The 26,047-nt window shown below is 72.5% G+C and carries 24 protein-coding genes and 1 tRNA gene; 15 read left to right on the top strand and 10 right to left on the bottom strand.

Going from position 1 to position 26,047, the window contains the following annotated elements:
- Window positions 1-107: 107 nt before the first annotated feature.
- From CELGI_RS10990 to CELGI_RS10975, 4 genes are read right to left on the bottom strand one after another with little or no spacing between them, the layout of a single operon-like run.
- Window positions 108-875, bottom strand: a complete 768-nt coding sequence (locus CELGI_RS10990) for a DUF6602 domain-containing protein (RefSeq protein ID WP_013884197.1) — start codon at window positions 873-875, stop codon at window positions 108-110.
- Window positions 872-1,411: a Mov34/MPN/PAD-1 family protein gene (locus CELGI_RS10985; RefSeq protein WP_150104720.1), complete on the bottom strand. Its 540-nt coding sequence runs from the start codon at window positions 1,409-1,411 to the stop codon at window positions 872-874. The genes CELGI_RS10990 and CELGI_RS10985 overlap by 4 nt, the downstream gene beginning before the upstream one ends.
- A complete protein-coding gene (locus tag CELGI_RS10980; RefSeq protein ID WP_041574180.1) occupies window positions 1,408-2,925 on the bottom strand; it encodes a ThiF family adenylyltransferase in 1,518 nt (505 codons plus the stop codon). The genes CELGI_RS10985 and CELGI_RS10980 overlap by 4 nt, the downstream gene beginning before the upstream one ends.
- A complete protein-coding gene (locus CELGI_RS10975; protein ID WP_013884195.1) occupies window positions 2,922-3,944 on the bottom strand; it encodes an SMODS domain-containing nucleotidyltransferase in 1,023 nt (340 codons plus the stop codon). Before CELGI_RS10975 ends, CELGI_RS10980 begins: the two co-directional genes overlap by 4 nt.
- Before the next feature lie 306 nt (window positions 3,945-4,250).
- Here CELGI_RS10975 and CELGI_RS10970 point away from each other — a divergent pair, with 306 nt between their 5' ends.
- The 3 genes from CELGI_RS10970 (at window position 4,251) to CELGI_RS10960 (ending at window position 6,099) form a co-directional block, all read left to right on the top strand.
- Window positions 4,251-4,616 (top strand): hypothetical protein, encoded by a 366-nt coding sequence (locus CELGI_RS10970; RefSeq protein WP_013884194.1) that lies wholly within the window; start codon window positions 4,251-4,253, stop codon window positions 4,614-4,616.
- Between the two features lie 323 nt (window positions 4,617-4,939).
- Window positions 4,940-5,227, top strand: coding sequence for an IS3 family transposase (locus CELGI_RS10965; RefSeq protein WP_013884193.1), 288 nt, complete (start codon window positions 4,940-4,942; stop codon window positions 5,225-5,227).
- Window positions 5,224-6,099, top strand: coding sequence for an IS3 family transposase (locus CELGI_RS10960; protein ID WP_013884192.1), 876 nt, complete (start codon window positions 5,224-5,226; stop codon window positions 6,097-6,099). The genes CELGI_RS10965 and CELGI_RS10960 overlap by 4 nt, the downstream gene beginning before the upstream one ends.
- A 199-nt stretch (window positions 6,100-6,298) precedes the next feature.
- Here the strand turns inward: CELGI_RS10960 and CELGI_RS10955 are convergent.
- Window positions 6,299-6,369 (bottom strand) — tRNA-Gly (locus CELGI_RS10955).
- Window positions 6,370-6,572: 203 nt separating this feature from the next.
- On the opposite strand from CELGI_RS10955, the gene CELGI_RS10950 reads away from it, so the two are divergent.
- The 7 genes from CELGI_RS10950 (at window position 6,573) to CELGI_RS10920 (ending at window position 14,227) form a co-directional block, all read left to right on the top strand.
- Window positions 6,573-7,910: a glycosyltransferase gene (locus CELGI_RS10950; protein WP_013884191.1), complete on the top strand. Its 1,338-nt coding sequence runs from the start codon at window positions 6,573-6,575 to the stop codon at window positions 7,908-7,910.
- A 151-nt stretch (window positions 7,911-8,061) separates the two neighbouring features.
- Complete coding sequence (gene tig / locus CELGI_RS10945; protein ID WP_013884190.1) at window positions 8,062-9,423, top strand: trigger factor; 1,362 nt, start codon at window positions 8,062-8,064, stop codon at window positions 9,421-9,423.
- Window positions 9,424-9,629: 206 nt separating this feature from the next.
- Window positions 9,630-10,226, top strand: a complete 597-nt coding sequence (locus tag CELGI_RS10940) for an ATP-dependent Clp protease proteolytic subunit (RefSeq protein WP_150104881.1) — start codon at window positions 9,630-9,632, stop codon at window positions 10,224-10,226.
- A gap of 49 nt (window positions 10,227-10,275) precedes the next feature.
- Window positions 10,276-10,980, top strand: coding sequence for an ATP-dependent Clp protease proteolytic subunit (locus tag CELGI_RS10935; protein ID WP_013884188.1), 705 nt, complete (start codon window positions 10,276-10,278; stop codon window positions 10,978-10,980).
- Between the two features lie 248 nt (window positions 10,981-11,228).
- Window positions 11,229-12,506, top strand: a complete 1,278-nt coding sequence (clpX, locus tag CELGI_RS10930) for an ATP-dependent Clp protease ATP-binding subunit ClpX (protein ID WP_013884187.1) — start codon at window positions 11,229-11,231, stop codon at window positions 12,504-12,506.
- A gap of 31 nt (window positions 12,507-12,537) precedes the next feature.
- Window positions 12,538-12,879: a chorismate mutase gene (locus CELGI_RS10925; RefSeq protein WP_013884186.1), complete on the top strand. Its 342-nt coding sequence runs from the start codon at window positions 12,538-12,540 to the stop codon at window positions 12,877-12,879.
- A gap of 145 nt (window positions 12,880-13,024) precedes the next feature.
- A complete protein-coding gene (locus CELGI_RS10920; RefSeq protein WP_013884185.1) occupies window positions 13,025-14,227 on the top strand; it encodes a baeRF2 domain-containing protein in 1,203 nt (400 codons plus the stop codon).
- Between the two features lie 65 nt (window positions 14,228-14,292).
- Here CELGI_RS10920 and CELGI_RS10915 read toward each other — a convergent pair whose 3' ends face one another.
- The 4 genes from CELGI_RS10915 to CELGI_RS10900 all read right to left on the bottom strand — a co-directional run bounded on the left by CELGI_RS10915 (window position 14,293) and on the right by CELGI_RS10900 (window position 20,179).
- Window positions 14,293-14,916, bottom strand: coding sequence for a PilZ domain-containing protein (locus tag CELGI_RS10915; RefSeq protein WP_013884184.1), 624 nt, complete (start codon window positions 14,914-14,916; stop codon window positions 14,293-14,295).
- A gap of 165 nt (window positions 14,917-15,081) precedes the next feature.
- On the bottom strand, window positions 15,082-16,917 hold the full coding sequence (locus CELGI_RS10910) for an AMP-dependent synthetase/ligase (RefSeq protein ID WP_013884183.1): 1,836 nt from the start codon (window positions 16,915-16,917) through the stop codon (window positions 15,082-15,084).
- A gap of 78 nt (window positions 16,918-16,995) precedes the next feature.
- Window positions 16,996-19,635: a valine--tRNA ligase gene (gene valS / locus CELGI_RS10905; RefSeq protein WP_013884182.1), complete on the bottom strand. Its 2,640-nt coding sequence runs from the start codon at window positions 19,633-19,635 to the stop codon at window positions 16,996-16,998.
- A 58-nt stretch (window positions 19,636-19,693) separates the two neighbouring features.
- Complete coding sequence (locus CELGI_RS10900) at window positions 19,694-20,179, bottom strand: hypothetical protein (protein WP_013884181.1); 486 nt, start codon at window positions 20,177-20,179, stop codon at window positions 19,694-19,696.
- A gap of 169 nt (window positions 20,180-20,348) precedes the next feature.
- Here CELGI_RS10900 and CELGI_RS10895 point away from each other — a divergent pair, with 169 nt between their 5' ends.
- Both CELGI_RS10895 and CELGI_RS16535 read left to right on the top strand, forming a co-directional pair.
- Window positions 20,349-20,639, top strand: coding sequence for a hypothetical protein (locus CELGI_RS10895; RefSeq protein ID WP_041574178.1), 291 nt, complete (start codon window positions 20,349-20,351; stop codon window positions 20,637-20,639).
- Window positions 20,636-22,258, top strand: coding sequence for a hypothetical protein (locus tag CELGI_RS16535; RefSeq protein WP_013884179.1), 1,623 nt, complete (start codon window positions 20,636-20,638; stop codon window positions 22,256-22,258). Before CELGI_RS10895 ends, CELGI_RS16535 begins: the two co-directional genes overlap by 4 nt.
- A gap of 13 nt (window positions 22,259-22,271) precedes the next feature.
- Here CELGI_RS16535 and CELGI_RS10885 read toward each other — a convergent pair whose 3' ends face one another.
- Window positions 22,272-22,829, bottom strand: coding sequence for a CGNR zinc finger domain-containing protein (locus CELGI_RS10885; RefSeq protein WP_013884178.1), 558 nt, complete (start codon window positions 22,827-22,829; stop codon window positions 22,272-22,274).
- 152 nt (window positions 22,830-22,981) lie between these two features.
- Between CELGI_RS10885 and CELGI_RS10880 the strand changes: the two genes are divergently transcribed.
- The 3 genes from CELGI_RS10880 (at window position 22,982) to cofE (ending at window position 26,001) form a co-directional block, all read left to right on the top strand.
- Window positions 22,982-23,947: an EamA family transporter gene (locus tag CELGI_RS10880; protein ID WP_013884177.1), complete on the top strand. Its 966-nt coding sequence runs from the start codon at window positions 22,982-22,984 to the stop codon at window positions 23,945-23,947.
- Between the two features lie 258 nt (window positions 23,948-24,205).
- On the top strand, window positions 24,206-25,177 hold the full coding sequence (locus tag CELGI_RS10875) for a TIGR03557 family F420-dependent LLM class oxidoreductase (protein WP_041574661.1): 972 nt from the start codon (window positions 24,206-24,208) through the stop codon (window positions 25,175-25,177).
- Window positions 25,174-26,001 carry a coenzyme F420-0:L-glutamate ligase gene (gene cofE, locus CELGI_RS10870; RefSeq protein ID WP_013884175.1) on the top strand — a complete coding sequence of 276 codons (828 nt, stop codon included), beginning with the start codon at window positions 25,174-25,176 and terminating at the stop codon, window positions 25,999-26,001. The genes CELGI_RS10875 and cofE overlap by 4 nt, the downstream gene beginning before the upstream one ends.
- Window positions 26,002-26,047: the final 46 nt, after the last annotated feature.

Below are 26,047 nucleotides of genomic sequence, written 5' to 3'. Positions count from 1 at the left end.
CCCGACTACGACATCTGACGAGGCCCTCCGAAGCAAGGTGTGACGCGCTCCACACGGCCCGTTGACCTGCGACTTCGCACATCCAAGAAGACCACCGGTCACAGGCGTCAAGCCTTTGGTGACACCACGCGGTGGGACAGCGGCGACGTGTACGCGGCGACATCCATTGCAGGGACCGTGCCCATGGCGTTCAGCCGGGCGATCAGGCGCATCGCGAACATTGCCAACCCGACCTCCGCTTCCGTCACCTCCAACTCAGATGCTGGCGCCGCCTCCGCAAGTTCGAACGTCCCAGTGTCGAGAACGCAACCGAGGTCCAGACGCTCGTCCTCGCTCAGCGCATCGAGCGCTGTCACCAGAGGTGCCCCAAGGCTTACCCACGAGTTCCGTCCGGTCAGGATGCCGGCCAGAATGCGCGGCGGCTCCTTGCTCGTTGGTTCCTGGCTCAGCTGAGCGATGGGGGCCGAGGTCCGGTGCAGGGCACGGACGCTCGCTGCCTTCGCGGCTGCGGCCTCCACGTGCGCCTTTGAGAGGTCTTGCTTGATCTCGAAGACCCCGTACACGCTCTCGGCCGGCACGAACGTGGCCCCGGCCGTGGAGAACACGGGGGAGAAGTGGCGGTCGTGAACGATCAGGTCGATCTGGAGGCTGCTGTGGCCGTGGCTGTCCACGACGAGCCCGTTGGACACGGCGTACCGGCTCGGCAACAACTCCTGCAGCATGCTGCGCCACGCGTCCTCGGAGGCGTCACCGATCGTCGTGCCGTGGGTGGTTGAGGCTGCCGCCACGGCGAACTTGGCAGCCATCATCTGGCTGTGGCCGATGAACGTGCCTCGCAGGTCGAACTGCACGGCTTGGTCGGGGGCGTCGGTCATGGAATCTCCTCGTCGAGGGTGAAGACTGCCTGGGCTCGTGCTTCCAACTCCGTCGCATCGGAGCACGAAGTTGTGACGTCGGCTTCTCCGACCAGTGTGGGCCGCAGTGCCGCCCGGCGTTGGCCGACCAGGCCGTGGATGGGCCGGGGCTGCCCGTCGTGGAACGGAAGGACAAGCAGCGCAACCAAGTCACGCGATGCGCGGGCGGCATCCCGCAGCGAGGACCGGTCCGTGGGACTCGGAGGCTCATCTGCCGGGTGGGTGTGCCACTCGCCCACATACCCCACGACCGGAGGGCCGGCAGCGAGGACATCGGTCAACCATGTCTGTGCGCCCGCCTCGCGGCGAATGTAGCTGCGCCGGGTGCTTGCGGCATCGGTAAGCGTGAACGCTCGTGTCACAAAGATCTGGTCGCCCGCCCGAAACCCCGCCAACACGCCGCCTGTCTCCAACGGGAGAGCCGCAAGGCCGGCATCTGTCATTGAGGCGAGCACGGCTTCCGCAACGACGATCTCGGGGCGCCCGGCCACGCTCACCCGTCCTCGCCGCGCAAGACGCGCTCTTCCCCGGCAGGGGTCGGTGCACCGAGAAGGGCGTCGATGGTGTGGCGTGCCGCGACGGACGCGGCCTCCCACACGGCCGCCGGGGGAGTAGTGCTCACCGGGCTGCTGCACCCGACTTCGAACACCCCTGGGGTGACCTGTGGGAGGTCCGGCATCGGCAGTCCGCCGCCGGGAGGCGCGGGCCAATGGTCGATCCGGATCGCGTAGCCGTCCGCCAGCACAGCGACACTGATGGCTCGGCCTGCGCCCGCATTCGATGCTGCCTGGATGAGCCGCGAGGCCGTCGAGTCCGCGGTGGCGTCGACCAGAATGTCGCAGCTCTCCAACAGGGTGACCGCGTCGGCCAAAGACCCCACACCGTCCGTGCCCGTCGTGACCTGCACAGGATTCAAAGGCCGGACCTGTAGGAGCGTGTCGCGGACCGCTTCCGGCTTGGGTCTTCCAACCTGGGAATGCCCGCAGAGGTGCCGGACAAGGTTGCCGGGCAGCAACCGGTCTGGGTCCACCAGATGGAGGTGGCCGACGCCGCTGCGGTGAAGCAGGTCAGCAACGGTGGAACCGATAGCACCCACGCCAACAACTGTCACGACCTTGCCGGCGAGGGTGTGACACTCCGGGTGGGACCGAAGCATCACGGCGTCCGTGTCTTCCGGTGCCGCCCGGTGCGCAACGAGCTTCCCTGGCCGCTCGATGAGGCTCACGGCGAGGACGCCGGGGCGGGACGCCCGCTCGTAGATGAAGATGAGCTCGGGGACTCCCCGGCGAATCTCCTGGGCGATGAGAGCCGCGTCGCCCCCGGCGACCTCCAGGATCTGCTCGATGCTCCGCAACGGATGGTCGACCGGACCAAGGTTGAGAATGAGTGCCCGGTTCTTTCCCCACTTCGTGCTGGCCGCCTTCCGCCCGGTGGGCCGGTGGGCGACCGGGCCGACCCTGATTGCGTCGCCTCGTCGAGTCAGTTCGACTACCTGAGCGGTCGCCGCACGGAGCGAGGCGAGGTCGTAGACGAGGACGTGGGAGGACCGATCGAAGTAGCGGTCGAGGTCGAGTGCGGGCGGGTCGTCCGGCCACGACGACCGGTCCGCCGCCAGCCACGCGCGCAGGTGGTCAAGGAAGCTGCCGGGGTCGGCCCAGGGGAGCTCGGTGTAGTCGGCCTCCTCGAACAGGCACATCTGGCCCGACGGCTCCAGATGCCATGACGCCGACACCTCGTAGTAGTCCGGCAGGTCGCGTCCGGCCCAAGCTTCGGCCGCTTCGCGCGGCAGCGGCGTGACCCGGGGACGTTGGTACGGGTACTCAATAGGGATGGTGAGTTCGACTAACGTCAACTGAGGGTCCTCGTCCGGTCCTAACGGCACGAGGCCCTTCCACTGGTGCGTCTGACCGGGTTCCTCACGGAACCCCGAAAGTGCAAGGCGGTCAACCAGGCGGTCAGTGGCTTCGGCGCACGCCCACCGCAGACGGTCGGCTGCGCTCGGCTCGGTCACCCGAACCGACGGTCGCCACCGGCGACCGTCCGGTCCCCAGCTCGGACACGCTCGAAGTCCTTGCTCGTGCCGTCCAGATTGCAGTCGTCGGGCATCGGGAACACGTAGTCCTGGTCGCCGTGGTCGTCCACGGCCTTTCCGAGAATCCTCCGGAAGGTGAGCGCGGCCTGGCACTTGTCGCGGTCCGCGGCGTCCCGAGCCTCTTGCGCACGTCGGCCGGCGGCCACGAATTCGTCGGCCAGCGCCTGCTTGTCGTCGTCCTCGCCGCGCACTACCAGGTACTCACCGGTCAGGGTCGGGTCGGGCAGGCCGAGCCCGACATGGAATGCGTTGTACAGCAGCGTTCCGACTTCTCTAAGTGCCGAGACGTACAGGTCGGTGAGGGTGGCCCCAGTGACGGCGCCAGACTGGAACGCGAGCACGGTGGCCATCTCGATGGTGAGGCCGCCGGGCTTCCGCTTGCCGAGCAGGGACCGTCGGGTTTGCCGCAAGAGCTTGACCACGTGCACGAACCGCTGGTCGAACTGCCCATTCAGCTCCGAGACCAGTTCGGTGAGGCGTTCAGGGTTTGTCGCCTGCCACCCGGCCTCGCCGCGCTTGGGCAGCTGCCACGCGTCTTCGCCGAAGGGGCTCGCCCAGGCGCGGGCGGGCACGGCATCGACGTACAGGCCGTCCAGGTCCGGGAACGAGACTTGGAGGCTGCGTGCCTGCCGCGCGACCCGGTCCCCGTACTCGGCTTTGAGGACTCGCTCGAACTCCTTGAGAAGGCTCGCGGGCGGGACGTCGTCGGGGAGCTCCGTCAGCCTGCCGAAGACGTCGACGTCCTTCACTCGCCGGATGCTGACGTGTCGCTTGTAGCTCCCGATGAGAATCGGGTCGAGGCCCCATCCGCACAGGGTCTCGTCAGCGAGCAGTACATCTCGGACGTCCGTGTGTGCCTTGGGCGCATTCGACTTGTCGTCCGAGGTTGGCTCCACACGGCGCAGCGCTTGCGTGAACTGGCTCGTGAGCTGCGGCATCTGCACATCTCCTTCATCCCGTGGGGCAGACGGTAGCGCCGCGCACCGACATGACGCGGTTGTTCTCGCCACCTATCCGCCACTCGCAACAGCCACTGATGCGGACCCCCTCGTCGTCGATGGGTCAGGTCACTGGTGCACGGGTGCTTGAGGACCAGGTGGGCCGACTTCGGTTGGAACTTGATCCGCGACTTCGGACGCCCGCTGGACCGGAGTCGTGTCGGCAGGTGTTGGCCTGGATGCGATGACGAAGGCTGCCGCGACCGTTTGGCAGACGGCCGCGCGGTTCAGTGCCATAGTCGGTCCATGAGCGACGCGCGAGGCGGCTACAGGTCCTACACCGCGGACGGTTCGTGGTGGACGGTTCGAACGTACGGTTCGACCTACTGGGTGGCGCGTGTGCGCCATGCCGAGGGCGGCGGGTACGAGGTCGTGCAGTGGTTCGAAGCCTACGCCAAGGCAGGCTGGGCGGCCGGTGCCGCGGCTCAACTCGCCTATGCGCAGGGGGTTGCCGACGCCAAAGCCCAGGTCGTCCGGGCGCTGCACGGTGCGCTGGACGAGGTCGGCCTCGGAGTGCCCGAGCCGCCGGTGCCGGTCTCCCGCACGCCCGCATCGCAGGCCCCGGCCGAGTTGGTGCTCGAGGCGGACGCCGACTTGGAGCCGCCGAACTGACTGTGCTGGTCGATCCCCGGCTTCTGTGCAGCAGCCACGTGAGGGGCCCCGTGGTGGGGCCCCTCACGGGTGTTCAGCGCAGGAAGCGTGGGACGGGGCATCCTGCGCGGATCAGCGCGTCTCGCACGGCGACTCGCGTCTCCTCGATTTCCGCTGGCGTGGAGCGGTGCGTGCCGGCGCGCCAGGTGTGGGTCTGTCAGATGAACGGTGGGCGGGGGTCGGCCTGACACGCCGGGCTGAGGCTTGGGGAGCCTGGCCGGAGCCTGACCCGCTTCCGTGGACACCTTCGCTGAGGTGATGATCGCCTCGGAGAGGAGTCCTGGATGCCTGCAGCCAAGCCGCCGGAGTTCCGCCGGCGAGCCGTTGAGTTGGCCCGTTCGGGTCAGCAGCCGGTCGCGAGGATCGCGGCCGATCTGGGGATCAGCGAGTCGTGTCTGCGTCGGTGGATGGCTCAGGACGACGTCGATGCCGGCCGCCGCGAGGGGTTGACCAGCGAGGAGCGCAAGGAGCTGGTCGAGTCGCGCCGGCGGATCCGGGTGCTGGAGATGGAGAACGAGATCCTCAAGCGCGCCAGCGCGTACTTCGCCCGGGAGAACGTCCTCCCAAAATGATGTTCCGGCTGGTCCGAGACCTCGCCGCGGCCGGTGTGCCGGTCGCGGTGGCCTGCCGGGTCCTGGGCGTCTCACGTTCGGGGTTCCACGCCTGGTCGACGCGGCCGCCCTCGGCGCGGTCCGTGGCCGACGCGCAGCTGTCGGCGACGATCGTGGCGGTGCACGAGATGTCGCGCCGCTCCTACGGCGCCCCGCGCGTTCATGCCGAGCTGCGCCTGGGGCTCGGAATCCGTTGCGGTCGCAAACGGGTGGCGCGGCTGATGCGCGCCGCGGGCATCGGTGGGATCTGCCACCAGCGCAAACGCGGCCGCCACCGACCCGCGCCCGCGCCGCACGAGGACCTGGTGCGTCGCAGGTTCGTCGCCGAGGAGCCGAACCGGTTGTGGTGCACCGACATCACGGAGCACCCCACGAGCGAGGGCCGCGTGTACTGCGCCGCGGTGCTGGACGTGTTCTCCCGGCAGGTCGTGGGGTGGTCCATCGCGGACCACATTCGCGCCGAACTCGTCGTCGACGCCCTGCAGATGGCGACCTGGCGACGCCGACCCGAGCCCGGCGCGATCGTCCACGCGGACAGGGGCCCGCAGTACACGTCCTGGGTCTTCGGGCACCGGCTGCGCGAGGCCGGGCTGCTCGGCTCGATGGGCCGGGTCGCCTCGAGCGTGGACAACACGATGATCGAGAGCTTCTGGTCGACCATGCAGCGCGAGCTGCTCGACCAGCAGCACTGGACCTCGAAAGCCGAACTCGCGACCGCGATCTTCGAGTGGATCGAGGCCTGGTACAACCCCCGACGCCGGCACACCAGCCTCGGGAACCGATCCCCGACCGAGTTCGAGAACCTTCACACCGCCGCGACCGCGGCGGCATGATCAACCAACCACAGGTGCCCGCGAAAGCGGGTCAGGCTCCCGCGCACGGCGTCGACACGGTTGCCCGCGACGCCCCACGCCCCATCGAACAGACTGATCCGGCCTGGCGGGCCCGAGTCAACGCCGCTCGCAAGCCGTAGCCGCCGTCCGCAAGCCATTTCCGGAACTGGGATGGCTGCAAAACCATAACCACCCTCGGAGCGGACGACGGGAATCGAACCCGCGTAGCCAGTTTGGAAGACTGGGGCTCTACCATTGAGCTACGTCCGCACGGGCCGCGCCGAGGCGCGACCAGCCCGGACAGGCTACCCGTTCCGACGCCCCGGTCCGCACCCGGACCACCCCGCGACGCCGTCGTCGTCGGGCGCCGCACGTATCAGGGCGGGGGCGACGCACCCCTCCACCCACAGGTGCTGCGGCAGCACCGCCCCGCCGGTGCGCGGGGCCGGCCGGCCTGGGAGCGGTGGACGTCGATGACCCGGATCCTGTTCGCCCTCACCCCGGCCACGGGCCACGTGCGTCCGGTGCTGCCCGTGGTGCAGCGACTGGCGCAGGACGGGCATGACGTGACGGTGTACACGGGCGAGCGGTTCGGGGACGCGATCGCGGCGGCGGGGGCGCGGCACGCGCCGACGACGATCGGGCGGGACCTGCCCGAGGCGCTCGTCGAGGCCTGGTCGCGGAGGAACGGCGCGCCGCCGCCCGGCCTGCGCCGGTTGGCCTGGGACGTGCTGCACCACGTCGTGCTCACGATCCCCGGGTTCCTTGTGGACCTCGCGGACCTGGTGCGCGACGAGCGCCCGGACGTGATCGTCTCGGACACGGCGATGGTCGCGGGCGTGCTCGCGGGCCGCGTGCACGGCATCCCGACGGTCTCGCTCTCGGTCTCGCCGTTGTCGCTGACCAGCCGTGACACGTTCCCGTTCGGCACGGGTCTGCAGCCGCCGCAGGGGCCGGTCGAGCGTGCACGGGCCGCATGGATGCGGGTCGCGGTGCAGCGCGGGCTGTTCCGCGCGGCGCAGCGAGAGGCGCTGCAGGTGGTCGCCGAGGCGGGGCTGCCACGGCCGCGCGGGTTCGTCCTGGACTGGGCGCAGACTCTCGCCGACCGGGTGCTGCACCTGTCGGTTCCCGGCCTGGAGTACCCCCGTGCGGACCTGCCGACGCACGTCGAGGTCGTGGGTGCGACTGCGCGCAGCGGCCCCGCGGCGCCGTTCGACGAGCCGGCGTGGTGGCCGTGGCTGCACGCGGCGCGGGCCAGCGGGCGCCGCGTCGTGGTCGTCACGCAGGGGACGCTCGCCACCGACCCGGCGCAGCTGGTGCTGCCCGCGCTCGACGCGCTGCGCGGTGAGGACGTGCTCGTCGTCGCCACGACCGGTGCGCCCGGGCTCGAGCGTGCGGTGCCGGCCACGCGGCGGGCCGAGAACGCGGTGGTGGAGCGCTTCGTGCCGTTCGAGCACCTGCTGCCGCTCGCGGACGTGCTGGTGACGAACGGAGGCTTCGGCGGCGTGCAGGAGGCGCTCGCGCACGGCATGCCGGTCGTCGTCGCGGGTCGCGCGCAGGACAAGGCGGAGGTGGGCGCGCGCGTGCGGTGGTCGGGTGCGGGTGTCGTCGTGCACACGGACCGGGTGACGGACGCCGCGACCCCGGCGGCGGTGCTGCGCGGCGTGCGGCAGGTGCTCACCGACCAGCGGTTCGCGGCGCGGGCGCGTGAGCTCGCCTGCGAGTACGCCGCGCTCGACGGTGCGAGCCGCGTGGCGGACGTCGTGCTGGGCCTGGCGGGACGGGGAGCGCTGACCGCGGACCCCGCGTGAGATTCGGTCGCGACGAGGCGCGTGGCGTACCATCGAGGGTCGCCTGTGCGCCGCCAGTCGCGCGCGCCGCGGGGCGACGCATCCGCCGGAACCCCGCCGCACCAACCCGCCGACCTCGGCAGGTCACCCCGATCAGTTGGAGAGCATCGAAGTGAAGAGCGCCGTCGAGACCCTGGAGCCGACGAAGGTCAAGCTGACCGTCGAGGTGACGTACGACGAGCTGCGGCCGAGCATCGAGCACGCGTACCAGCACATCGCCGAGCAGGTCACGGTCCCCGGCTTCCGCAAGGGCAAGGTGCCGCCGCGCATCATCGACCAGCGCGTGGGCCGGCCCGCCGTGATCGAGCACGCGGTCAACGAGGGCCTGGGCGGCTTCTACGCCGAGGCGGTGCGCGAGAACAAGCTGCGCCCGCTGGGCCAGCCCGAGGTCGAGGTCACCAAGGTCCCCGGCCTGGTCCCCGGCGAGGACGAGGGTGAGCTGCACTTCTCGGCGCAGGTCGAGGTCCGCCCGGAGATCACGATCCCCGCGCTCGACGGCGTCACGCTCGAGGTCGACGGCGTCGAGGTGTCCGACGAGGACGTCACCGGCCGCCTGGACGCGCTGCGTGAGCGCTTCGGCACGCTCGTGGGCGTCGACGCCCCGGCCGCCGAGGGCAACTTCGTCGTGATCGACCTGGTCGCCAAGATCGACGACGAGGACGTCGACTCGGTCTCGGGCGTCAGCTACCAGATCGGCGCGGGCAACATGCTCTCGGGCCTGGACGAGGCGCTCACGGGCCTGTCCGCCGGCGAGACCACCACGTTCGAGACCGAGCTGGTCGGCGGCGACCGCGCGGGCGAGAAGGCCCAGGTCACGGTCACCGCGACGAGCGTCAAGGAGCGCCAGCTGCCCGACGCCGACGACGAGTTCGCGCAGCTCGCCTCGGAGTTCGACACGCTCGAGGAGCTCACCGCGGACCTGCGCGAGCAGGTCGGCCGCACCAAGGTCTCCAACCAGGCCGTGCAGGCGCGTGACCTGCTGGTGGAGAAGCTCCTCGAGGGCACCGAGATCCCCGTCCCGTCGGGCGTCGTCGAGGCCGAGGTGCACCGTCACCTCGAGTCCGAGAGCCGCCTCGAGGACGACGAGCACCGCGCCGAGGTCACGGAGCAGGCGCAGACCGCGCTGCGCAACCAGATCCTGCTGGACACGCTCGCCGAGCAGCTCGAGGTCAAGGTCTCCCAGCAGGAGCTCATCGAGTACCTGGTGCAGTCCTCGCGCCAGTACGGCATGGACCCCAACACGTTCATCAAGACGCTCGACGAGGGCGGCCAGATCCCGGCGATGGTCGCCGAGGTCGCGCGCTCCAAGTCGCTCGCGGTCGCGCTGCGCCGCGTGACGGTCACCGACGCCGCGGGCAACGCGGTGGACCTGTCCGACTTCATCGGCACGGACGAGGACGACGCTGCCGAGCAGAACGACGACGCCGCTGCGGCCGCCGCCGTCGCGGACGCCGCGGTGGACGCCACGGCCTGACCGGCCCCGCACGACGACCCGCACGCCACGCAGGGCCCCGACGCCGCACACCGGTGTCGGGGCCCTGCGTCGTGCGCGGCCTCCCGCTGCGCCGACAGCGAAAAGGGCCCGTCGGCGGCCATGACGCGTGACGCTCGGGCGTTAGTGTCCATGCAACGCAGGACCCCCGTACCGAACAAGGAGCCTTCGTGAACGACTTCCCGGCGATGGCCCGGGCCGACTCCCCGGGTCTCGGCCTGAACGACCACATCTACAACCGGCTGCTGCGCGAGCGCATCATCTGGCTCGGCTCCGAGGTGCGCGACGAGAACGCGAACGCGATCTGCGCGCAGATGATGCTCCTGGCGGCCGAGGACCCCGACAAGGACATCTGGCTGTACATCAACTCGCCCGGCGGCTCGATCACCGCGGGCATGGCGATCTACGACACGATGCAGTACATCAAGCCGGACGTCGCGACGATCGCGATGGGCATGGCGGCCTCGATGGGGCAGTTCCTGCTCTCGTCGGGCGCCAAGGGCAAGCGCTACGCGACGCCCCACGCCCGCGTGATGATGCACCAGCCCTCGGGCGGCATCGGCGGCACGGCCACCGACGTGCGCATCAACGCACAGCTCATCCTGCACATGAAGAACGTCCTGGCCGAGCTGACCGCCGAGCAGACGGGCAAGAGCGTCGAGCAGATCAACTCCGACGCCGACCGCGACCGGTGGTTCACCGCCCCTGAGGCGCTCGAGTACGGGTTCATCGACCACGTGGTCGAGGCCGCGAGCTCGGTGACCGGCCAGGGTGGGACCGCCTGAGCGCGGAGCCCCGTCCGGCCCGCAGCCCAGCTGACTTCGAGGAGAACCCGTGAGCACCGAGTCCCAGTTCATCGCCCGTGCGGGCGCGCTCGCCGGCGGCTTCGGCCGGCCGGCGGCGGCCGCACCGTCGTCCCGCTACGTGCTGCCGCAGTTCGAGGAGCGCACGGCCTACGGCTTCAAGCGCCAGGACCCGTACACCAAGCTGTTCGAGGACCGCATCATCTTCCTCGGCGTGCAGGTGGACGACGCCTCGGCCGACGATGTCATGGCCCAGCTCCTGGTGCTCGAGAGCACCGACCCGGACCGCGACATCATCCTGTACATCAACTCGCCCGGCGGCTCCTTCACGGCGCTCACGGCGATCTACGACACGATGCAGTACATCAAGCCGCACATCCAGACCGTCTGCCTCGGGCAGGCGGCCTCGGCGGCGGCGGTGCTGCTCGCGGCGGGCACGCCCGGCAAGCGCCTGGCCCTGCCCAACGCGCGCGTGCTGATCCACCAGCCCGCGATGGAGGGCGGCGGCTACGCGCAGGCGTCCGACATCGAGATCCACGCCAACGAGCTCATCCGCATGCGCGAGTGGCTCGAGGAGACGATCGCGCACCACTCCGGGCGCGACGTCGCCCTGGTGCGTCAGGACATCGAGCGCGACAAGATCCTCACGGCCCAGCAGGCGCTCGAGTACGGCCTGGTGGACCAGGTGCTCGCGAGCCGCAAGGGCGTGCGCCCGACGGTCGTCGAGCCCTCCTGACGCACGCGCCGCACCGGCGGCGACCCCGCACCCCGTCCACATCGTGGACCCGACGGCTACGGCCGGGGTGCGGAGTCGCCGCCGCGGTCCGTTCAGGAACCGGGCCGGACCAGCCGATGAGAGGGACACGCCGGAGCGTCGTGGCGGGGTACGCCTGACACGAGGTTCGGCGTAGTGTCCAATGAACGCACGGACATCCATCCGCCCGCCGGGCGGTGCACGCAGCAGCTGCAGGGAAGGGGACACACGTGGCTCGGATCGGGGACGGTGCCGACCTTCTCAAGTGCTCGTTCTGCGGCAAGTCCCAGAAGCAGGTCAAGAAGCTCATCGCGGGCCCCGGGGTCTACATCTGCGACGAGTGCATCGAGCTGTGCAACGAGATCATCGAGGAGGAGCTCGCCGAGGCCAACGAGACCGGCCTGGTCGAGCTCCCGAAGCCGAAGGAGATCTTCGACTTCCTCGAGCAGTACATCGTCGGGCAGGACGCCGCCAAGCGGGCCCTGGCGGTTTCGGTCTACAACCACTACAAGCGGATCCAGGCGGGCGAGGGCGCGCGCAGCGCGGACGACCACGTGGAGATCGCCAAGTCCAACATCCTGCTGGTCGGCCCCACGGGGACCGGCAAGACGTACCTCGCCCAGACGCTCGCGCGCATGCTCAACGTGCCGTTCGCGATCGCGGACGCCACCGCGCTGACCGAGGCTGGGTACGTCGGTGAGGACGTCGAGAACATCCTCCTCAAGCTCATTCAGGCCGCCGACTACGACGTCAAGAAGGCCGAGCAGGGCATCATCTACATCGACGAGATCGACAAGATCGCGCGCAAGAGCGAGAACCCGTCGATCACGCGTGACGTGTCCGGTGAGGGCGTGCAGCAGGCGCTGCTGAAGATCATCGAGGGCACCACCGCCTCGGTGCCGCCGCAGGGGGGCCGCAAGCACCCGCACCAGGAGTTCATCCAGATCGACACGGCGAACGTGCTGTTCATCGTCGCGGGGGCGTTCTCGGGCCTGGACGACATCATCGCGGCCCGTGCCCGCAAGCGCGTCGTCGGCTTCGGCGCCCCGCTGGTCGAGGCGCACGAGGAGGGCGACCTGTTCTCCGAGGTCCGCCCCGAGGACCTGCAGAAGTACGGCCTGATCCCCGAGTTCATCGGGCGTCTGCCGGTCGTGGCGGCCGTGGGCCGGCTCGACCAGGACGCGCTCGTCCGGATCCTCACCGAGCCGCGCAACGCGCTGGTCAAGCAGTACCAGCGCATGTTCCAGATCGACGGCGTCGAGCTCGAGTTCGCCGACGACGCGGTCGCGGCGATCGCCGACCAGGCGCTGCTGCGCGGCACCGGAGCCCGTGGCCTGCGCGCCATCATGGAGGAGGTCCTCCAGCAGGTGATGTTCGAGGTGCCGAGCCGCGACGACGTGGCCCGGGTCCTCATCACCCGCGAGGTGGTGCTCGAGAACGTCAACCCCACGCTCGTGCCGCGCGAGGTCCCGCGCGACAAGCGACCGCCCCGCGAGAAGAGCGCCTGACCTCCGGCGCACGGCGCCTAGGATCGGCCGCGTGAGCGATCAGGGCGGGCCGGCCGGCAGCACGGACACGTCGGGCACCATCCCGCCCGAGCTCGAACGCCTGCGGCACAGCATCGACAACATCGACGCCGCGCTGGTGCACCTGCTCGCCGAGCGGTTCAAGGCGACCAAGCAGGTAGGCGTGCTCAAGGCGGAGCGTGGGCTGCCCGCATCCGATCCCGCGCGTGAGGAGCGTCAGGTCGCACGTCTGCGCGACCTCGCCAAGCAGGCCGACCTCGATCCGGTGTTCGCCGAGAAGTTCCTCGCGTTCATCGTGGGTGAGGTCATCCGCCACCACGAGGCGCTCGCGCAGGACCACGCCCCGCGCGGCTGAGGCGCGCACCCGGCGGTGCGCGGACGGGCGATGACGGCGGCCCCAGGGGTGGCGTCCGCGCGCCCCGTGCGGTTGGTTGGGTAGGTCAGCAGCGGGGCCGGCCGTGGACTGCCGCGTCCCGCTCACCGAGTACGGGAGGTTGCCCATGGACCTGCACTGGCTCAAGCCGCTCGTCGGCCGCCCTGCGCCGTTCACCACCGTGTTCCTGGATGCGACGCGCGCCGAGGCGGCGGGGGAGTCGGAGGCCGCGGAGCGGTGGCGTGCGGTGCGCCGTGAGCTCGAGCGGGCCGGCGCGGACGCGACGGTGCTCGACGAGATCGCGGACCTGGTCTCGGTGCCGACCGGGACCCGCGGACCGCACGGTCGCGTCGTCGTCGCCGACGCCCACGGCGTGGTCGTGGACCGCGTGGTGGCCGAGCCCCCCGCGCGCAGCGGTGCGACGTACGGGCCGGTGCCGGACCTGCTGCCCGCGGTGCGGTCCGCCGACGAGTCGGTGTCCCTGGTCGTGGTCGCGGTCGACCGGACCGGCGCGGACCTGGTGTGGAAGGGTGCGGGCGGCGCGCGGTCGGCCCCGACCGATGACGAGCAGCACCTGCACGAGTCGGTCGAGGGTGGTCACGACGACATCCACAAGACGCGCGAGGGCGGCCTGTCCCGGCGCAGCCAGACCCGGGCCGAGGACTCGTGGCAGCGCAACGCCGAGGCGGTCGCGGCGTTCCTGGACAAGCGGGTCGCCGAGCGGTCGCCCGAGCTGGTGGTCCTCACGGGCGACGTCCGGGCGGTCGCGCTCGTGTGCGACGCGCTCGGTCAGCAGGCGCGCGAGCTCGTCGTCGAGGTCGCGGGTGGTGCACGGGGCGAGGGTGCGAAGACCGACGCGTTCGCGGGCAAGGTCCGCGAGGCCGTGGACGCCTACCGGGCGCGCCGGCGGCAGGCCGTGCTCGACCGGTTCGCGGAGGCCCTGGGCCGGGGCGACGGCGCCGTGACGGCGCTCGACGACGTGGTCGAGGTGCTGCGGCGCGGGCAGGTCGCCGAGCTGGTGCTCGGCGAGGCCGGGCTCGGCGCGCTGCAGGAGCGTGAGCTCGTGGTCGGCGCCCAGCCGCTCGAGCTCGGCAGCTCGCAGAGCGAGCTCGACGCGCTGGGAGCCACCGAGTCCCGCCGGTACCCCGCAATCGTGGCTCTGGTGCGCGCCGCGCTGGCCCAGGACGCGGGCGTCACGTTCGCCGCGGACGGAGCTGCCGAGCTCGTGGACGGCGTCGGGGCGCTGCTGCGCTGGTCCGACGGCTCGACCCCCAGCGAGCAGCTGCTCACGCAGTCCGCCGACGCCCACCGCGTCCGCTCCATCCCCTGACCCCCTCCACCACGCCGAGCTGGTACTTGTCCGCCAGCTCGGCGTGGGGTGGCGTGGGGTGGGGGTCAGCGGTCGGCGCGGGCGCGGGCCTCTTCGCGGTGGAGGCGCAGGACCAGGCGGAACAGCTGCTCGCGCGTGCGCTCGGCCAGGTCGAGCAGCTCGCAGCCGTAGCGCCAGCCGCTCTGGGACTCCTCGATGCGCAGGACCCGCGCCCGCAGCGGCAGCGCGGTGTCGTCGACCGGCAGGGAGATGCGCACGACGTCGCCGTGCGCGAGCTCGTGCGGGCTCGCGAACCGGATGCCCGACGCGCTGACGTCCACGACCGTGAGCCGCAACGCGCCGGCGCCGTCCGGCCCGTCGCCCGACGCGTCGTCGGCCGCGTGACGTTCGAGCGCGCCCAGGCACGTCGCGCGGTAGTACGCGCGCGCGGCGGAGCGACGCTGGTGGCGGGCCACCTGGTCCTCGACCACCACGTGCACGGTGTCGGGGCCGATGCCCCCGAGCAGCCCGACGTAGCGGCACTCGCCCTGCACGGGGTCGAGCACGACGAGCTGGGCCTCGTCGCCGATGCGGCGGTCCACGGGCGGCTCGTCGACGTGGATGAGCATGACGCCGGCCTCGAACCGCTCGACGAATCCCACGACCGTGCCCGTCTTGGTCACGACGTGGCAGGCAGCCAGCTCGTGCACGTCACCGCCTCGTCGCGTCCGGACCGTCCTCGAGGCGCACCTCGCCTCGCCCCGGGCAGGCGCCCGGGGCGACCTTTGTACACCACGGCGGGATGCCGACGCTGCACGGGCGCCGTGGCCTGCGGCGACGTCCCGAACGGGTCAGGGCGCCGCCGCGGGCGAGGACTACGCCGTCCGGGTGTCGGTGTACAGCGCGTCGATCTCGGCGGCGAAGTCGCGCAGCACGAGCGCGCGCTTCACCTTGAGGCTCGGCGTGAGGTAGCCGTTCTCCTCGGTCAGGTCGGTGGGCAGGATCCGGATCTTGCGGATCGACTCCGCGCGCGAGACCGCCTCGTTCGCCCGGGTCACCGCGCGGTCGAGCGCCTCGGCCACGGCCGGGTGCGCCTGCGCCGCGGCCAGGTCCATCGCGGGCAGGCCGTGGTTGGCGAGCCACCCGGGGAGCATCTCCTCGTCGAGCGTGACGAGCGCACCGATGAACGGCCGCTGGTCGCCGACCACGACGACCTGCGACACCAGCGGGTGCCCGCGCAGACGGTCCTCGAGGACGGCAGGCGCGACGTTCTTGCCGCCCGCGGTCACGATGATCTCCTTCGAGCGGCCCGTGATGCGCAGGTAGCCGTCCTCGTCGAGCGTGCCCAGGTCGCCCGTGCGGAACCAGCCGTCGACGAGCACCGCGCGGGTCGCCTCCTCGTCGTGCCGGTACCCGCGGAACACGTGCGGCCCGGCCACCCAGATCTCCCCCGCCTCGTCGACGCGCACCCGCGTCCCGGGGAACGCCGGCCCGACCGTGCCGACCTTGATGAGGTCGGGCATGTTGACCGAGGTGGGGGCGGTCGTCTCGGTCAGGCCGTACCCCTCGAGCACGCGCACGCCGATGCCGCGGTAGAAGTGCCCCAGCCGTTCGCCCAGGGGCGCGCCGCCCGAGATCGCGAACCGGGCGCGACCGCCGAGCGCGGCGCGCAGCTTGGCGTGCACCAGGCGCCCCGCGAGCCGGTGCTGGACGCGCAGCCCGGCGCTCGGCCCCTGCGGCGTGTCCAGCGCGCGCGAGTACGCGATCGCGACCTTGGCCGCCCAGCGGAAGATGCGCAGCGGCGTGCCCGAGCCCGCCTTCTGCTCGGCCGCGTTGTAGACCTTCTCGAACACGCGCGGCACCGCGAGGATGAACGTCGGCTGGAACGACGCGAGGTCCGCGAGCAGGTTCCGCGTGTCGGGGGTGTGGCCCAGGACGGCACCGGACGGGATGCACAGCACCTCGATGAACCGCGCGAACACGTGCGCGAGCGGCATGAACAGCAGCGTGCGCGAGCCCGGCGTGGCGCACACCTCCGCGAGCCCCTCGGTGCCCAGGAGCGTCAGGGCGACGAAGTTGCCGTGCGTGAGCTCGACACCCTTGGGCCGCCCGGTGGTGCCCGAGGTGTAGATCACGGTCGCCAGGTCGTCCAGGCCCGCGAGCGCGCTGCGGCGCTCGACCTCGGCTGCCGGGACGTCCGCGCCCGCCGCGACGAGCGCGTCGATCCCGCCCTCGTCGATCACGAGCACGTCGGTGAGCCCCGGCAGGTCGTCGCGGACCTGCGCGACCGCGGCGGCGTGCGCGGGCGTCTCGACGACCGCGAGCCGCGCGCCCGCGTCGGCGCAGATCCAGCGGACCTGCTCGGCCGACGACGTCTCGTACACCGGCACCACGACCGCGCCCGCGGCCCACGACGCGAAGTCGAGCAGCGTCCACTCGTACCGCGTGCGGGACATGATCGCGACCCGGTCGCCCGGCTGGATGCCGCGAGCCACCAGGCCCCGCGCGACCGCCGTGACCTCGTCGACGAACGCGCGCACCGAGACCGGCGTCCACGCCGTGCCGGGACCGCCCGAGCGCTCGATGAGCGTGCTCTGCGGGTCGCGCGCGAGGCGGCGTGCGAGCAGGTCCGGCAGGGACCGGGCCTGCTCGAGCGGAGCGGTCAGGGCGGGCTCGTCGGGACGCGTGGCGGGGGAGTCGCTGGATGGCACGCCCGAGACACTACCGGCGCCCCTGCGTCCCCTCGTGGGCCGCAGGGGCCAGGCCGGTCGCGTCCCGACGTGCGGGTGTCAGCCGCCGCGCTTGACCGACTCGCCGAGCTCGGCGTCGTGCGCGGTCGCCTGCTCGACGTCACCGCCGACCAGCTCGAGCGTGCCCGTGGCGCGGCCCGCCGCGCGCACGTCGTCGAGCGCGGACTCGACCGCCGCGAGCGCGGCCGTCGGGACCTCGAGCCGCACCGCGAGGATCTCGGTGCGCATCGAGACCTTCGCCTCGGACTTGACCTTGCGCAGCGCGGCGAGCGCGGCACCCGACGCGGTCACGGTCGCGAACGACGCGTCACCGGCCGCGGTGCGCAGCGCGTCCGGGCGCGGCCAGGGGGCGCGGTGCACCGAGCCCTCGCGCCACCAGGACCACACCTCCTCCGTGGCGAACGGGAGCACGGGCGCGAGCAGGCGCAGCAGCACGTCGAGCGCCAGGCACAGCGCGGTGCGCGCGCTGTCGGCACCCGCACCCTCGCCGTACGCGCGGTCCTTGACCAGCTCGAGGTAGTCGTCGCAGAACGTCCAGAAGAACGTCTCGGTGACCTCGAGCGCACGCGTGTGGTCGTACGCCTCGAGCGCCGCGGTGGCCTGCTCGACGACGTCCGCGAGGCCCGCGAGCATCGCCTGGTCCAGCGCGACCGTGACGCGCGCGGGGTCCAGCGAGGCGGGCTCGTCGTCGCCGCCGAACGACAGCGCGAACTTCGAGGCGTTGAGGACCTTGATCGCCAGGCGGCGGCCGATCTTCATCTGGCCGACCTCGAACGCCGCGTCGGTGCCCAGGCGGGCCGAGGCCGCCCAGTAGCGCACGGCGTCCGAGCCGTGCTCCTCGAGCAGACCCATGGGCGTGACGACGTTGCCCTTGGACTTCGACATCTTCTTGCGGTCCGGGTCCAGGATCCAGCCGCTGATGGCGGCGTCCGACCACGGCAGCGAGCCGTGCTCGAGGTGCGAGCGCACCACGGTCGAGAACAGCCAGGTGCGGATGATGTCCTGGCCCTGCGGGCGCAGGTCCATCGGGAACACGCGCGCGAACAGGTCGGGGTCGGACCGCCAGCCGCCCGCGATCTGGGGCGTCAGGGACGACGTCGCCCACGTGTCCATGATGTCGGGGTCGCCCACGAACCCGCCGGGCACGCCGCGCTGCTCCGCCGTGTAGCCCGCGGGGACGTCCGACGAGGGGTCGATCGGCAGCTGGTCCTCGGTGGGCAGCAGCGGTGCGTCGTGGATCGGCTGACCGTCCTCGTCGAGCGCGTACCAGACCGGGAACGGCACGCCGAAGAACCGCTGACGGCTGATCAGCCAGTCGCCGTTCAGGCCGCCCACCCAGTTCTCGTACCGGACCTGCATGAACTCGGGGTGGAAGCCGAGCTCGGCGCCGCGCGCGAGCAGCGCGTCCCGCAGCTCGGCGTCGCGGCCGCCGTTGCGGATGTACCACTGGCGGCTCGTCACGATCTCGAGGGGCTTGTCGCCCTTCTCGTAGAAGTTCGCCTTGCGCTGCGTGGGCGTCGGCTCGCCGTCCAGGTCGCCCGTCTCGCGCAGGCCCGCGACGACCGCCTCACGGGCCGAGAACGTCGTCTTGCCCGCGAGCTCGGCGAACCGCGTGCGGCCGGCCTCGTCCGTGATCCACTCCGGCGTCTCGCGCAGCAGGCGCCCGTCGCGCTGCACCACGGACCGCGTGGGCAGCTGCAGCTCACGCCACCACTGGACGTCCGTCAGGTCGCCGAACGTGCAGCACATCGCGATGCCCGCACCCTTGTCCGGCTCGGCCGCGGGGTGCGCGAGCACCGGGACCTCGACGCCGAACAGCGGCGTGGTCACCGTGGTGCCGAACAGGTGCTGGTACCGCTCGTCGTCCGGGTGCGCGATGAGCGCGACGCATGCCGGCAGCAGCTCGGGCCGGGTCGTCTCGATGACCACCGGGCCGTCCGCGCCGTGGAACGCAACCCGGTGGAAGGCACCCGGGTAGTCGCGCGCCTCGAGCTCGGCCTGCGCGACCGCGGTCTGGAACGTGACGTCCCACAGCCCGGGAGCCTCGGCCTGGTAGGCCTCGCCGCGCGCGAGGTTGCGCAGGAACGCCTGCTGCGCGACCGCACGCGCCTCCGCGGAGATGGTCTGGTAGGTCATCGACCAGTCGACGGACAGCCCCAGGTAGCGCCACAGCGCCTCGAACAGCCGCTCGTCCTCGACCGTGAGGCGCTCGCACAGCTCGACGAAGTTGCGGCGGCTGATCGGCACCTGGTCGGACGCCTTGATCGTCTTGCCGTCCGTGCCCTCGAACGGAGGCGTGAAGTCCGGCACGTACGGCAGCGACGGGTCGCAGCGCACGCCGTAGTAGTTCTGCACGCGCCGCTCGGTGGGCAGGCCGTTGTCGTCCCAGCCCATCGGGTAGAACACCTCGGCACCCCGCATCCGGCGGTACCGCGCGACCACGTCGGTGTGCGTGTAGGAGAACACGTGGCCCACGTGCAGCGAGCCCGAGACCGTCGGGGGCGGGGTGTCGATCGAGTAGACCTGCTCACGCGTGCACGTGCGGTCGAACGCGTACGTCCCCGCCTCGGCCCAGCGCCGCGACCACGTGGTCTCGAGCCCCTCGAGCCCGACCTTGTCCGGTACGCGGCCGGCGGTGGCGGTCGTCGGGGACTCGGGCCGGGACGTCAGGTCGCTCATGACCGCCCATCTTCCCAGATGCGACGCACCGCCCCCGCCAGGTCCGGGGTCCGGTCGCTCAGAGCTCGCCCGGCTGCGGCAGGACCGTCTCGATCTGCTGCCGCATCCACGGCGTGAACACCGCACCGATCACCGGCCGCCCGACGTGGCTGGTGCGCACACCCGCCCCGAGGTCCACGACCGTGGGCCACGCGAACGCGGCGAACCCCTTGACGATCTCGCGCCGTGCGTAGTCGTGCGCGGCCTCGTCCGCGGTCTCGCCGACGGCGGCCGTGATGACCGCGACGCCGGACTGGAGCCCGCGCATCTCGCCCCGCGTCGCCTTGGCGTGCTCGAGCGCGGCCTGGGTGTGCTCCATCAGGCCCTGGCCCGTCACCTGCGGGACCGCGGTGACGTGCACGAGCAGGTGGAGCGTCGAGGCCATCCAGCGGAGCTTGAACTCCTTGCGGTACCCGATCAGGCCGTAGGCGTCCGACTGCTGGATCTGGTAGCCCGCCGCCACCATGCGGGACTCGACGGCGGCGCGGTATTCGAGGGGGGTCATCGATGCTCTTCCTTGAGGCGGGACGGCGCCGGGCGGTCCGGCGGCGCGATCGTCGCACGCGCACGGGCCGTCGCGGGCGAGTTCACGCCTACGGTCTCCGCGCCTGGTCGGCGCGCACGGGCCTGGCACCATGACAGGTCCGGACAGAGCGGACGCGAAGGGGCGGGCTGTGACGGAGCACGAGGGGACACCGGTCCCGGCCGGTCCACTGCCGGTGATCGCCGAACGGCTGCGGCGCACGGGTCTCGCGCTGGACGCGGCGCGCGGTGCGCACGCCGTGGCGGCAGGCGGTGCCGTGGCACCGGTGGAGACCGAGCACGCGGTGCTGGTCGAGAGGTGGACGCGCGGGCTGGACGTCGCCGTCGCCGCCCTGGCGGAGGCCGCGGACGACGTCGACGCGTCGGCGGCACCGGCGGGCGACGACGGCGTGGCACCGACGCCGGGCGGGGTCCAGCCGTGAGCGCGCGGGGCCAGGCCGCGGTGCGCGGCCTGTGGGGACTGCTCGCCCGCGTCGACGACGCCGGGTTCTCGCTCAACCCGCTCGAGCTCGCGACGAACGTGCGCACGGCAGCGGGCCTCGTCGACCAGACGCGCCGTGAGCTCGCGCACCGCCCACCGGGCGACCCCGCCGCGCTCGGCCACGCCGCGGGCGCATGGCGCACGCTCGCGCTCGCGCTCGCGGCGGCGCGTGCCGACGTCCAGGACGTGCGCGCCGAGCGCCGGCGGGTGTGGCGCGGGACCGCGGCGGTGGCGTTCGACGCGACCGCGGCCCTGCTCGACGTCCGGCTCGGTGCCGCGAGCGTCGCGGCGCAGCGGGGTGCGGACGCTTTGCAGGCGCACGCGCGCGAGCTGGACACCGCCCACCGGGCGCACGACGACGCGCTCGCCGAGCTGGCGCGCGCCAAGGACGACGTCCCGCGCCATCCCGGAGAGCTCGACCAGGTCGACGACGTGGTCCGTCACCTGCGCGCGGCGATCGCGGGCGCGACCGAGGCGTGGGACCGGGCGGAGCAGGCCGAGCGCACGTGCGCCGCCGAGCTCGCGCAGGTGCGCGCGGCGATGCCGTTCCCGGACGGCGCCGCTCCCGGGATGCGTGCGCTCGACGCGGTCGGGCAGCACGAGCCGGGTTCGGGCCGTCGGCCGTGGGTCGGCGGCGTGCTGGTGCGGGCCCGGGCCGCGGCACGTGCGCTCCCCGCCGCCGACCGCAGCGCGCTCGACGACCTCCTCGCCGAGGCACCGACCGCGCGGCACCGCGCCTGGGTGCTCGCCGCGCTGGCCGCGGGGCACGACGCGGCGACCGTGCGGCGGTTCGCCGTCCGGATCGCGTCCACGTCCGACCCGGACCAGGTGCTGGACCCCGAGCGCGCCCTGCGGCCGGACGGGCCGTTCCGGCAGTCGACCGGCACCACGTGCGGCTCGTCGTCGCTGGTGCTCGCGCGGCTGCTGCGCGACCCCGTCGCCGCGCTGCACGTGCTGACCGGGTTCGACGCGGCCGACGGCGCGGCCGGAGCCGGGGTCGCGGGCGCGGCTCTCGGTGGGGGGCCGTCGGTCGGTGCGGCGTCGTCGGCCGAGGCGGGACCGCCGCGCGATGCGGTGCTGCCGTCCGACGCCGTGGCGGCGCGGTTCCGGGCGCTCGAGGCCGCGACCAAGCGCCGTACCGACGACCCGCGCAAGGACACGGCCGCCGCGTGGTCGCCGACGAATGTCTCCGCGCCCTGGCCGCCGTTCCTCGGCACGTCGCCGTGGGCCGCCGCGGAGGAGCTGTCCGCGCTCGCGCCGCCCGGTGGTGCGGGGTACGGCGTCGACCTGGTGGACCCGCGGTCGGGAGCGGACCGGGCGGCGGCGTTCGCGCGGCTCGTCGCGGCGACCGACGACGGTGCCCCCGCGGTGCTGTACGTCGGCGACGCGGGCATGCCGCGGCACGTGGTGCTGGTGTACGCGCACGCCGACGCGGCGGTCGACGTGTACGAGCCGGGCCGCGGGGTGCGGCTGACCATCACGCGCGAGCAGTTCGTCGAGGGATCGTTCCGGGCCGGCGGGTGGGACACGCCGTGGGCCGTGGTGGTGCCCGCGGGATGAGGTGGCCCCGCGGTCAGCCGGTCTGCGCGTCCGCCCGGCGTGCGCGGTAGGCCGCGACGTTCGCGCGGTTGCCGCAGTTGTTGACGTCGCAGAACCGCTTGGACCTGTTGCGCGAGAGGTCGACGAGCACCGCGTCGCAGTCGTCACCCTCGCACCGCTTCATGCGCGCGTACTCGTCGGACCGGACCACGTCCGCGACGCCCATCGCGGTCTCGACCAGCACGACGGTCGCGAGCGGTGCGCCCGGCGCGGTCGCGTGCAGGTGCCAGTCGAGCGCGTCGTGCCGGGTGAGGAACGGGACCGCGTCGGCCTCGCGCAGGATCGCGTTGACCAGGCCCGCCGCCTCGTCGCGGTCCACGCCCCACAGGCGCTGCAGGCGCGTACGGGCCGCACGGACCTCCGCGAGCTCGGCGTCGTCGCCGTCGTGCCGCACCGAGTAGCCCCAGCGGACGTAGAACGCGTCGAGCTCGGCGGGCGTGGTCAGCGCGTCGTGACCGTCGCGGCGCAGCGCGGTGTTGACCAGCTCCGCGGCGGCCAGCAGGTTGGCCTCGGTGTCACGAGCGAAGACCACGTTGACTCCTGTCGTTGCGAGGGCCTACTGTCACGAGCATATGAGCGGTTGACGCCTGACATCCGGTGATCCCGGACCCGTCCGCCGCGGCGCGCCGGGCCGGCGCACCTGAGGGAGCGATGCGTCGCAGGACGCCGGAACGGGAGCCAGTCGTGCACGGTACGCGCGCGCGCAGCGTCGGTGTGGTCGCGGGGCTCGTGTCCGCGCTGGCGTTCGCCGTGAGCGGGCCCGTGGTCAAGCCGCTGCTCGCCGCCGGGTGGAGCCCGGGTGCGGCGATCCTGGTGCGGCTGTCCTTCGGAGCGCTGCTGCTCGCGCTCCCGGCCGCGATCACGCTGCGCGGGCGGTGGGAGTTGCTGCGCACCGACTGGCGCAGCGTCGTCGCGCTCGGCCTGCTGGGTGTCGCCGGGGCGTCGACGCTGTACTACCTGGCCGTGGACCGGCTGCCCGTCGCGGTCGCGCTGCTGATCGAGTACACCGGGCCCCTGCTGCTGCTCGCGTGGGCGTGGGTGAGGACCCGGCGCACGCCGTCGCGCGCGACGCTCGTCGGCGCGGCGCTCGCCATGGGCGGACTCGTCCTGGTGCTCGACGTGACCGGGGACCTCGCGCTGGACCCGCTCGGCCTGGCGTTCGCGCTCGCCTCGGCCGTCGGGAACGCCGCGTACTTCGCGCTCACCGCACGCCCCATCGCGCTGCCGCCCGTCGCCCTGGCCGGGTCCGCGATGGTCGTCGGCGCGTTGACCGTCGGCGTGTGCGTGGTGCTCGGGGTGCTTCCGCTCCACGCGCCCGACGTCCGCGTGGACCTGCTGGGCGCGCACGTCCACTGGGCCGTGCCGCTCGCGGTCGTGGCCGTGGTGCCGACCGCGTTCGCCTACGGGGTCAGCGCCGTGTCGGTGCGCCTGCTCGGGGAGCGGATCGCATCCTTCCTGGCTCTGACCGAGGTGCTGTTCGCGGTGCTCCTGGCGTGGCTGCTGCTCGCCGAGGCGCCCACCGCGGTGCAGGTGGCCGGCGCGCTGCTCGTCGTCGGGGGAGTGGCGCTGGTGCGTGCGGGCGCCGCGGCCGAGGCCGCGCCCACCCCCGTGACGACGGACCCCGAGCCCGCCCTCGCCACGCACCCCTGACCCCCCGCCGATGCCGCCGACCTGGCGGATAGGTACCAGTTCGGCGGTGGGGGGTGTCCGTCTTGTCGGCGACCTGGCGGATAGGTACCAGGTCGGGGGTGGGTGGGGAAACGTGGGTGTCATGTCGCGGGGTTAGGGTCGCGTGACGGGTCTGCACGGGCCCGACGAGCCGGCGGATGAGCCGCGGGACGGCGAGACGAGGACGAGGGCGACGTGACCGGTGTGACGGCGAGCGGACTGACGGTCGGCTACGCGGCGATGCTCGAGCAGTTCCACCCGACGGAGGCGGTCGCGCTGTCGGCTTACGCGGAGGAGCACGGCTTCTCCGGCGTCATGGCCGCCGACCACTTCCAGCCGTGGGTCCCCGCGCAGGGGCAGTCGAGCTTCGTGTGGAACGTGCTCAGCGCGGTGGGCGAGCGGACCGTGGGCGACATGGGTCCGGGCGTCACCGCTCCGACGTTCCGCTGGCACCCGGCGATGGTCGCGCAGGCCAGCGCGACGCTCGCGGCCATGTACCCGGGGCGGCACTGGCTCGGGCTCGGCTCGGGCGAGGCGCTCAACGAGCACATCACCGCGCAGTACTGGCCCGAGGCGCCCGAGCGGATCAACCGCATGTTCGAGGCGATCGACATCATCAAGAAGCTGTTCTCGGCGTCGCTCGCGGGCAAGGACGTCAAGCACTCGGGTGACTTCTACAAGCTCGAGTCCACGCGCCTGTGGACGATGCCCGAGCAGGCGCCGCCCATCCTGGTGGCGACCGCGGGCCCGATCACGGCCAAGCGGGCGGGCCGGCACGCGGACGGGCTCATCACGGTGGGTGCGCCGCTCGAGAAGATCGAGGGGCTGTTCGGCCGCTTCCACGACGGCGTGCGCGAGTCGGGCCGCAACCCCGAGGACCTCCCGAAGGTGCTGCAGCTGCACCTGTCCTGGGCGCCCACGGACGAGGAGGCGCTCGCCAACGCGATGCACGAGTGGCCCAACGGTGGCATGAAGTTCCCCAAGGGTGACATCCGCTCGCCGTTCGAGTTCGAGCAGATGGCCAAGCTGGTCCGGCCCGAGGACTTCGAGGGTCGCATGGTGATCTCCGCCGACCCCGACGTGCACCGCGCGGAGATCCAGAAGTACGTGGACCTCGGGTTCGACCGCATCTACCTGCACAACGTGGGGCGCAACCAGCGCGAGTGGATCGAGACGTTCGGCGCGCAGGTGCTGCCGAAGCTGGTGCGATGAGCCCTGCGCCGACGTCCGACGCGCCCGGCGACCTCCGCGTCTGGGCACCCGCCGGGCTGCCGGAGGTGGTGCCGGGCGACGACCTCGTGGCCCTGCTCGTCGGGCTGCTGCGCGACGACGCCGCCGCGCACCCGGACCGCGCGCTGCGGGACGGCGACATCCTCGTCGTGACGTCCAAGATCGTGTCCAAGGCGGAGGGACGCGTGGTCGCCGCCGACGACCGCGAGCAGGCGATCACCGACGAGACCGTGCGCGTGGTGGCCACGCGTGAGCACGCCGGCGGCGTGACGCGCATCGTGGAGAACCGGCTGGGCCTGGTCATGGCCGCGGCGGGGGTGGATGCGAGCAACACGCCCGTCGGCACCGTGCTGCTGCTGCCGCTCGACCCGGATGCGAGCGCGCGGGCGCTGCGCGCGGGCGTCGGGGCCGCGTGCGGTGTGCGGATCGGCGTGCTGGTCACGGACACCGCGGGCCGGCCGTGGCGGGACGGCGTCACGGACATCACGATCGGCGCCGCGGGCGTCCGGGTGCTCGAGGACCTGCGCGGCGCGCACGACACGCAGGGCCGGCCCCTGACGATGACCGTCACGGCGGTGGGCGACGAGGTCGCGGCCGCGGCCGAGCTCGTCAAGGGCAAGGCGTCGGGGCGTCCCGTCGCGGTGGTGCGCGGGCTCGCGAGCCACGTGCTGGACGACGACGGACCGGGCGCCCGCACGCTGGTGCGGCTCGGCGCGCAGGACATGTTCAGTCAGGGCAGCGCCGAGGCGTACGCCCAGGGGTGGAAGGACGCGCTCGACCGCCCGCAGGACGCCCCGGACCGGTGACGGGGACGAGGCGCTCGTGAGCGCGCGCGTCGGAGGGGTGGCTGCA

It is taken from the genome of Cellulomonas gilvus ATCC 13127, assembly GCF_000218545.1.
In the GTDB taxonomy this organism is placed as follows: Bacteria; Actinomycetota; Actinomycetes; order Actinomycetales; family Cellulomonadaceae; genus Cellulomonas; species Cellulomonas gilvus.
The sequence above is the reverse complement of the archived record's forward strand: the minus strand, read 5'-3'. Positions and strand labels throughout refer to the sequence as shown.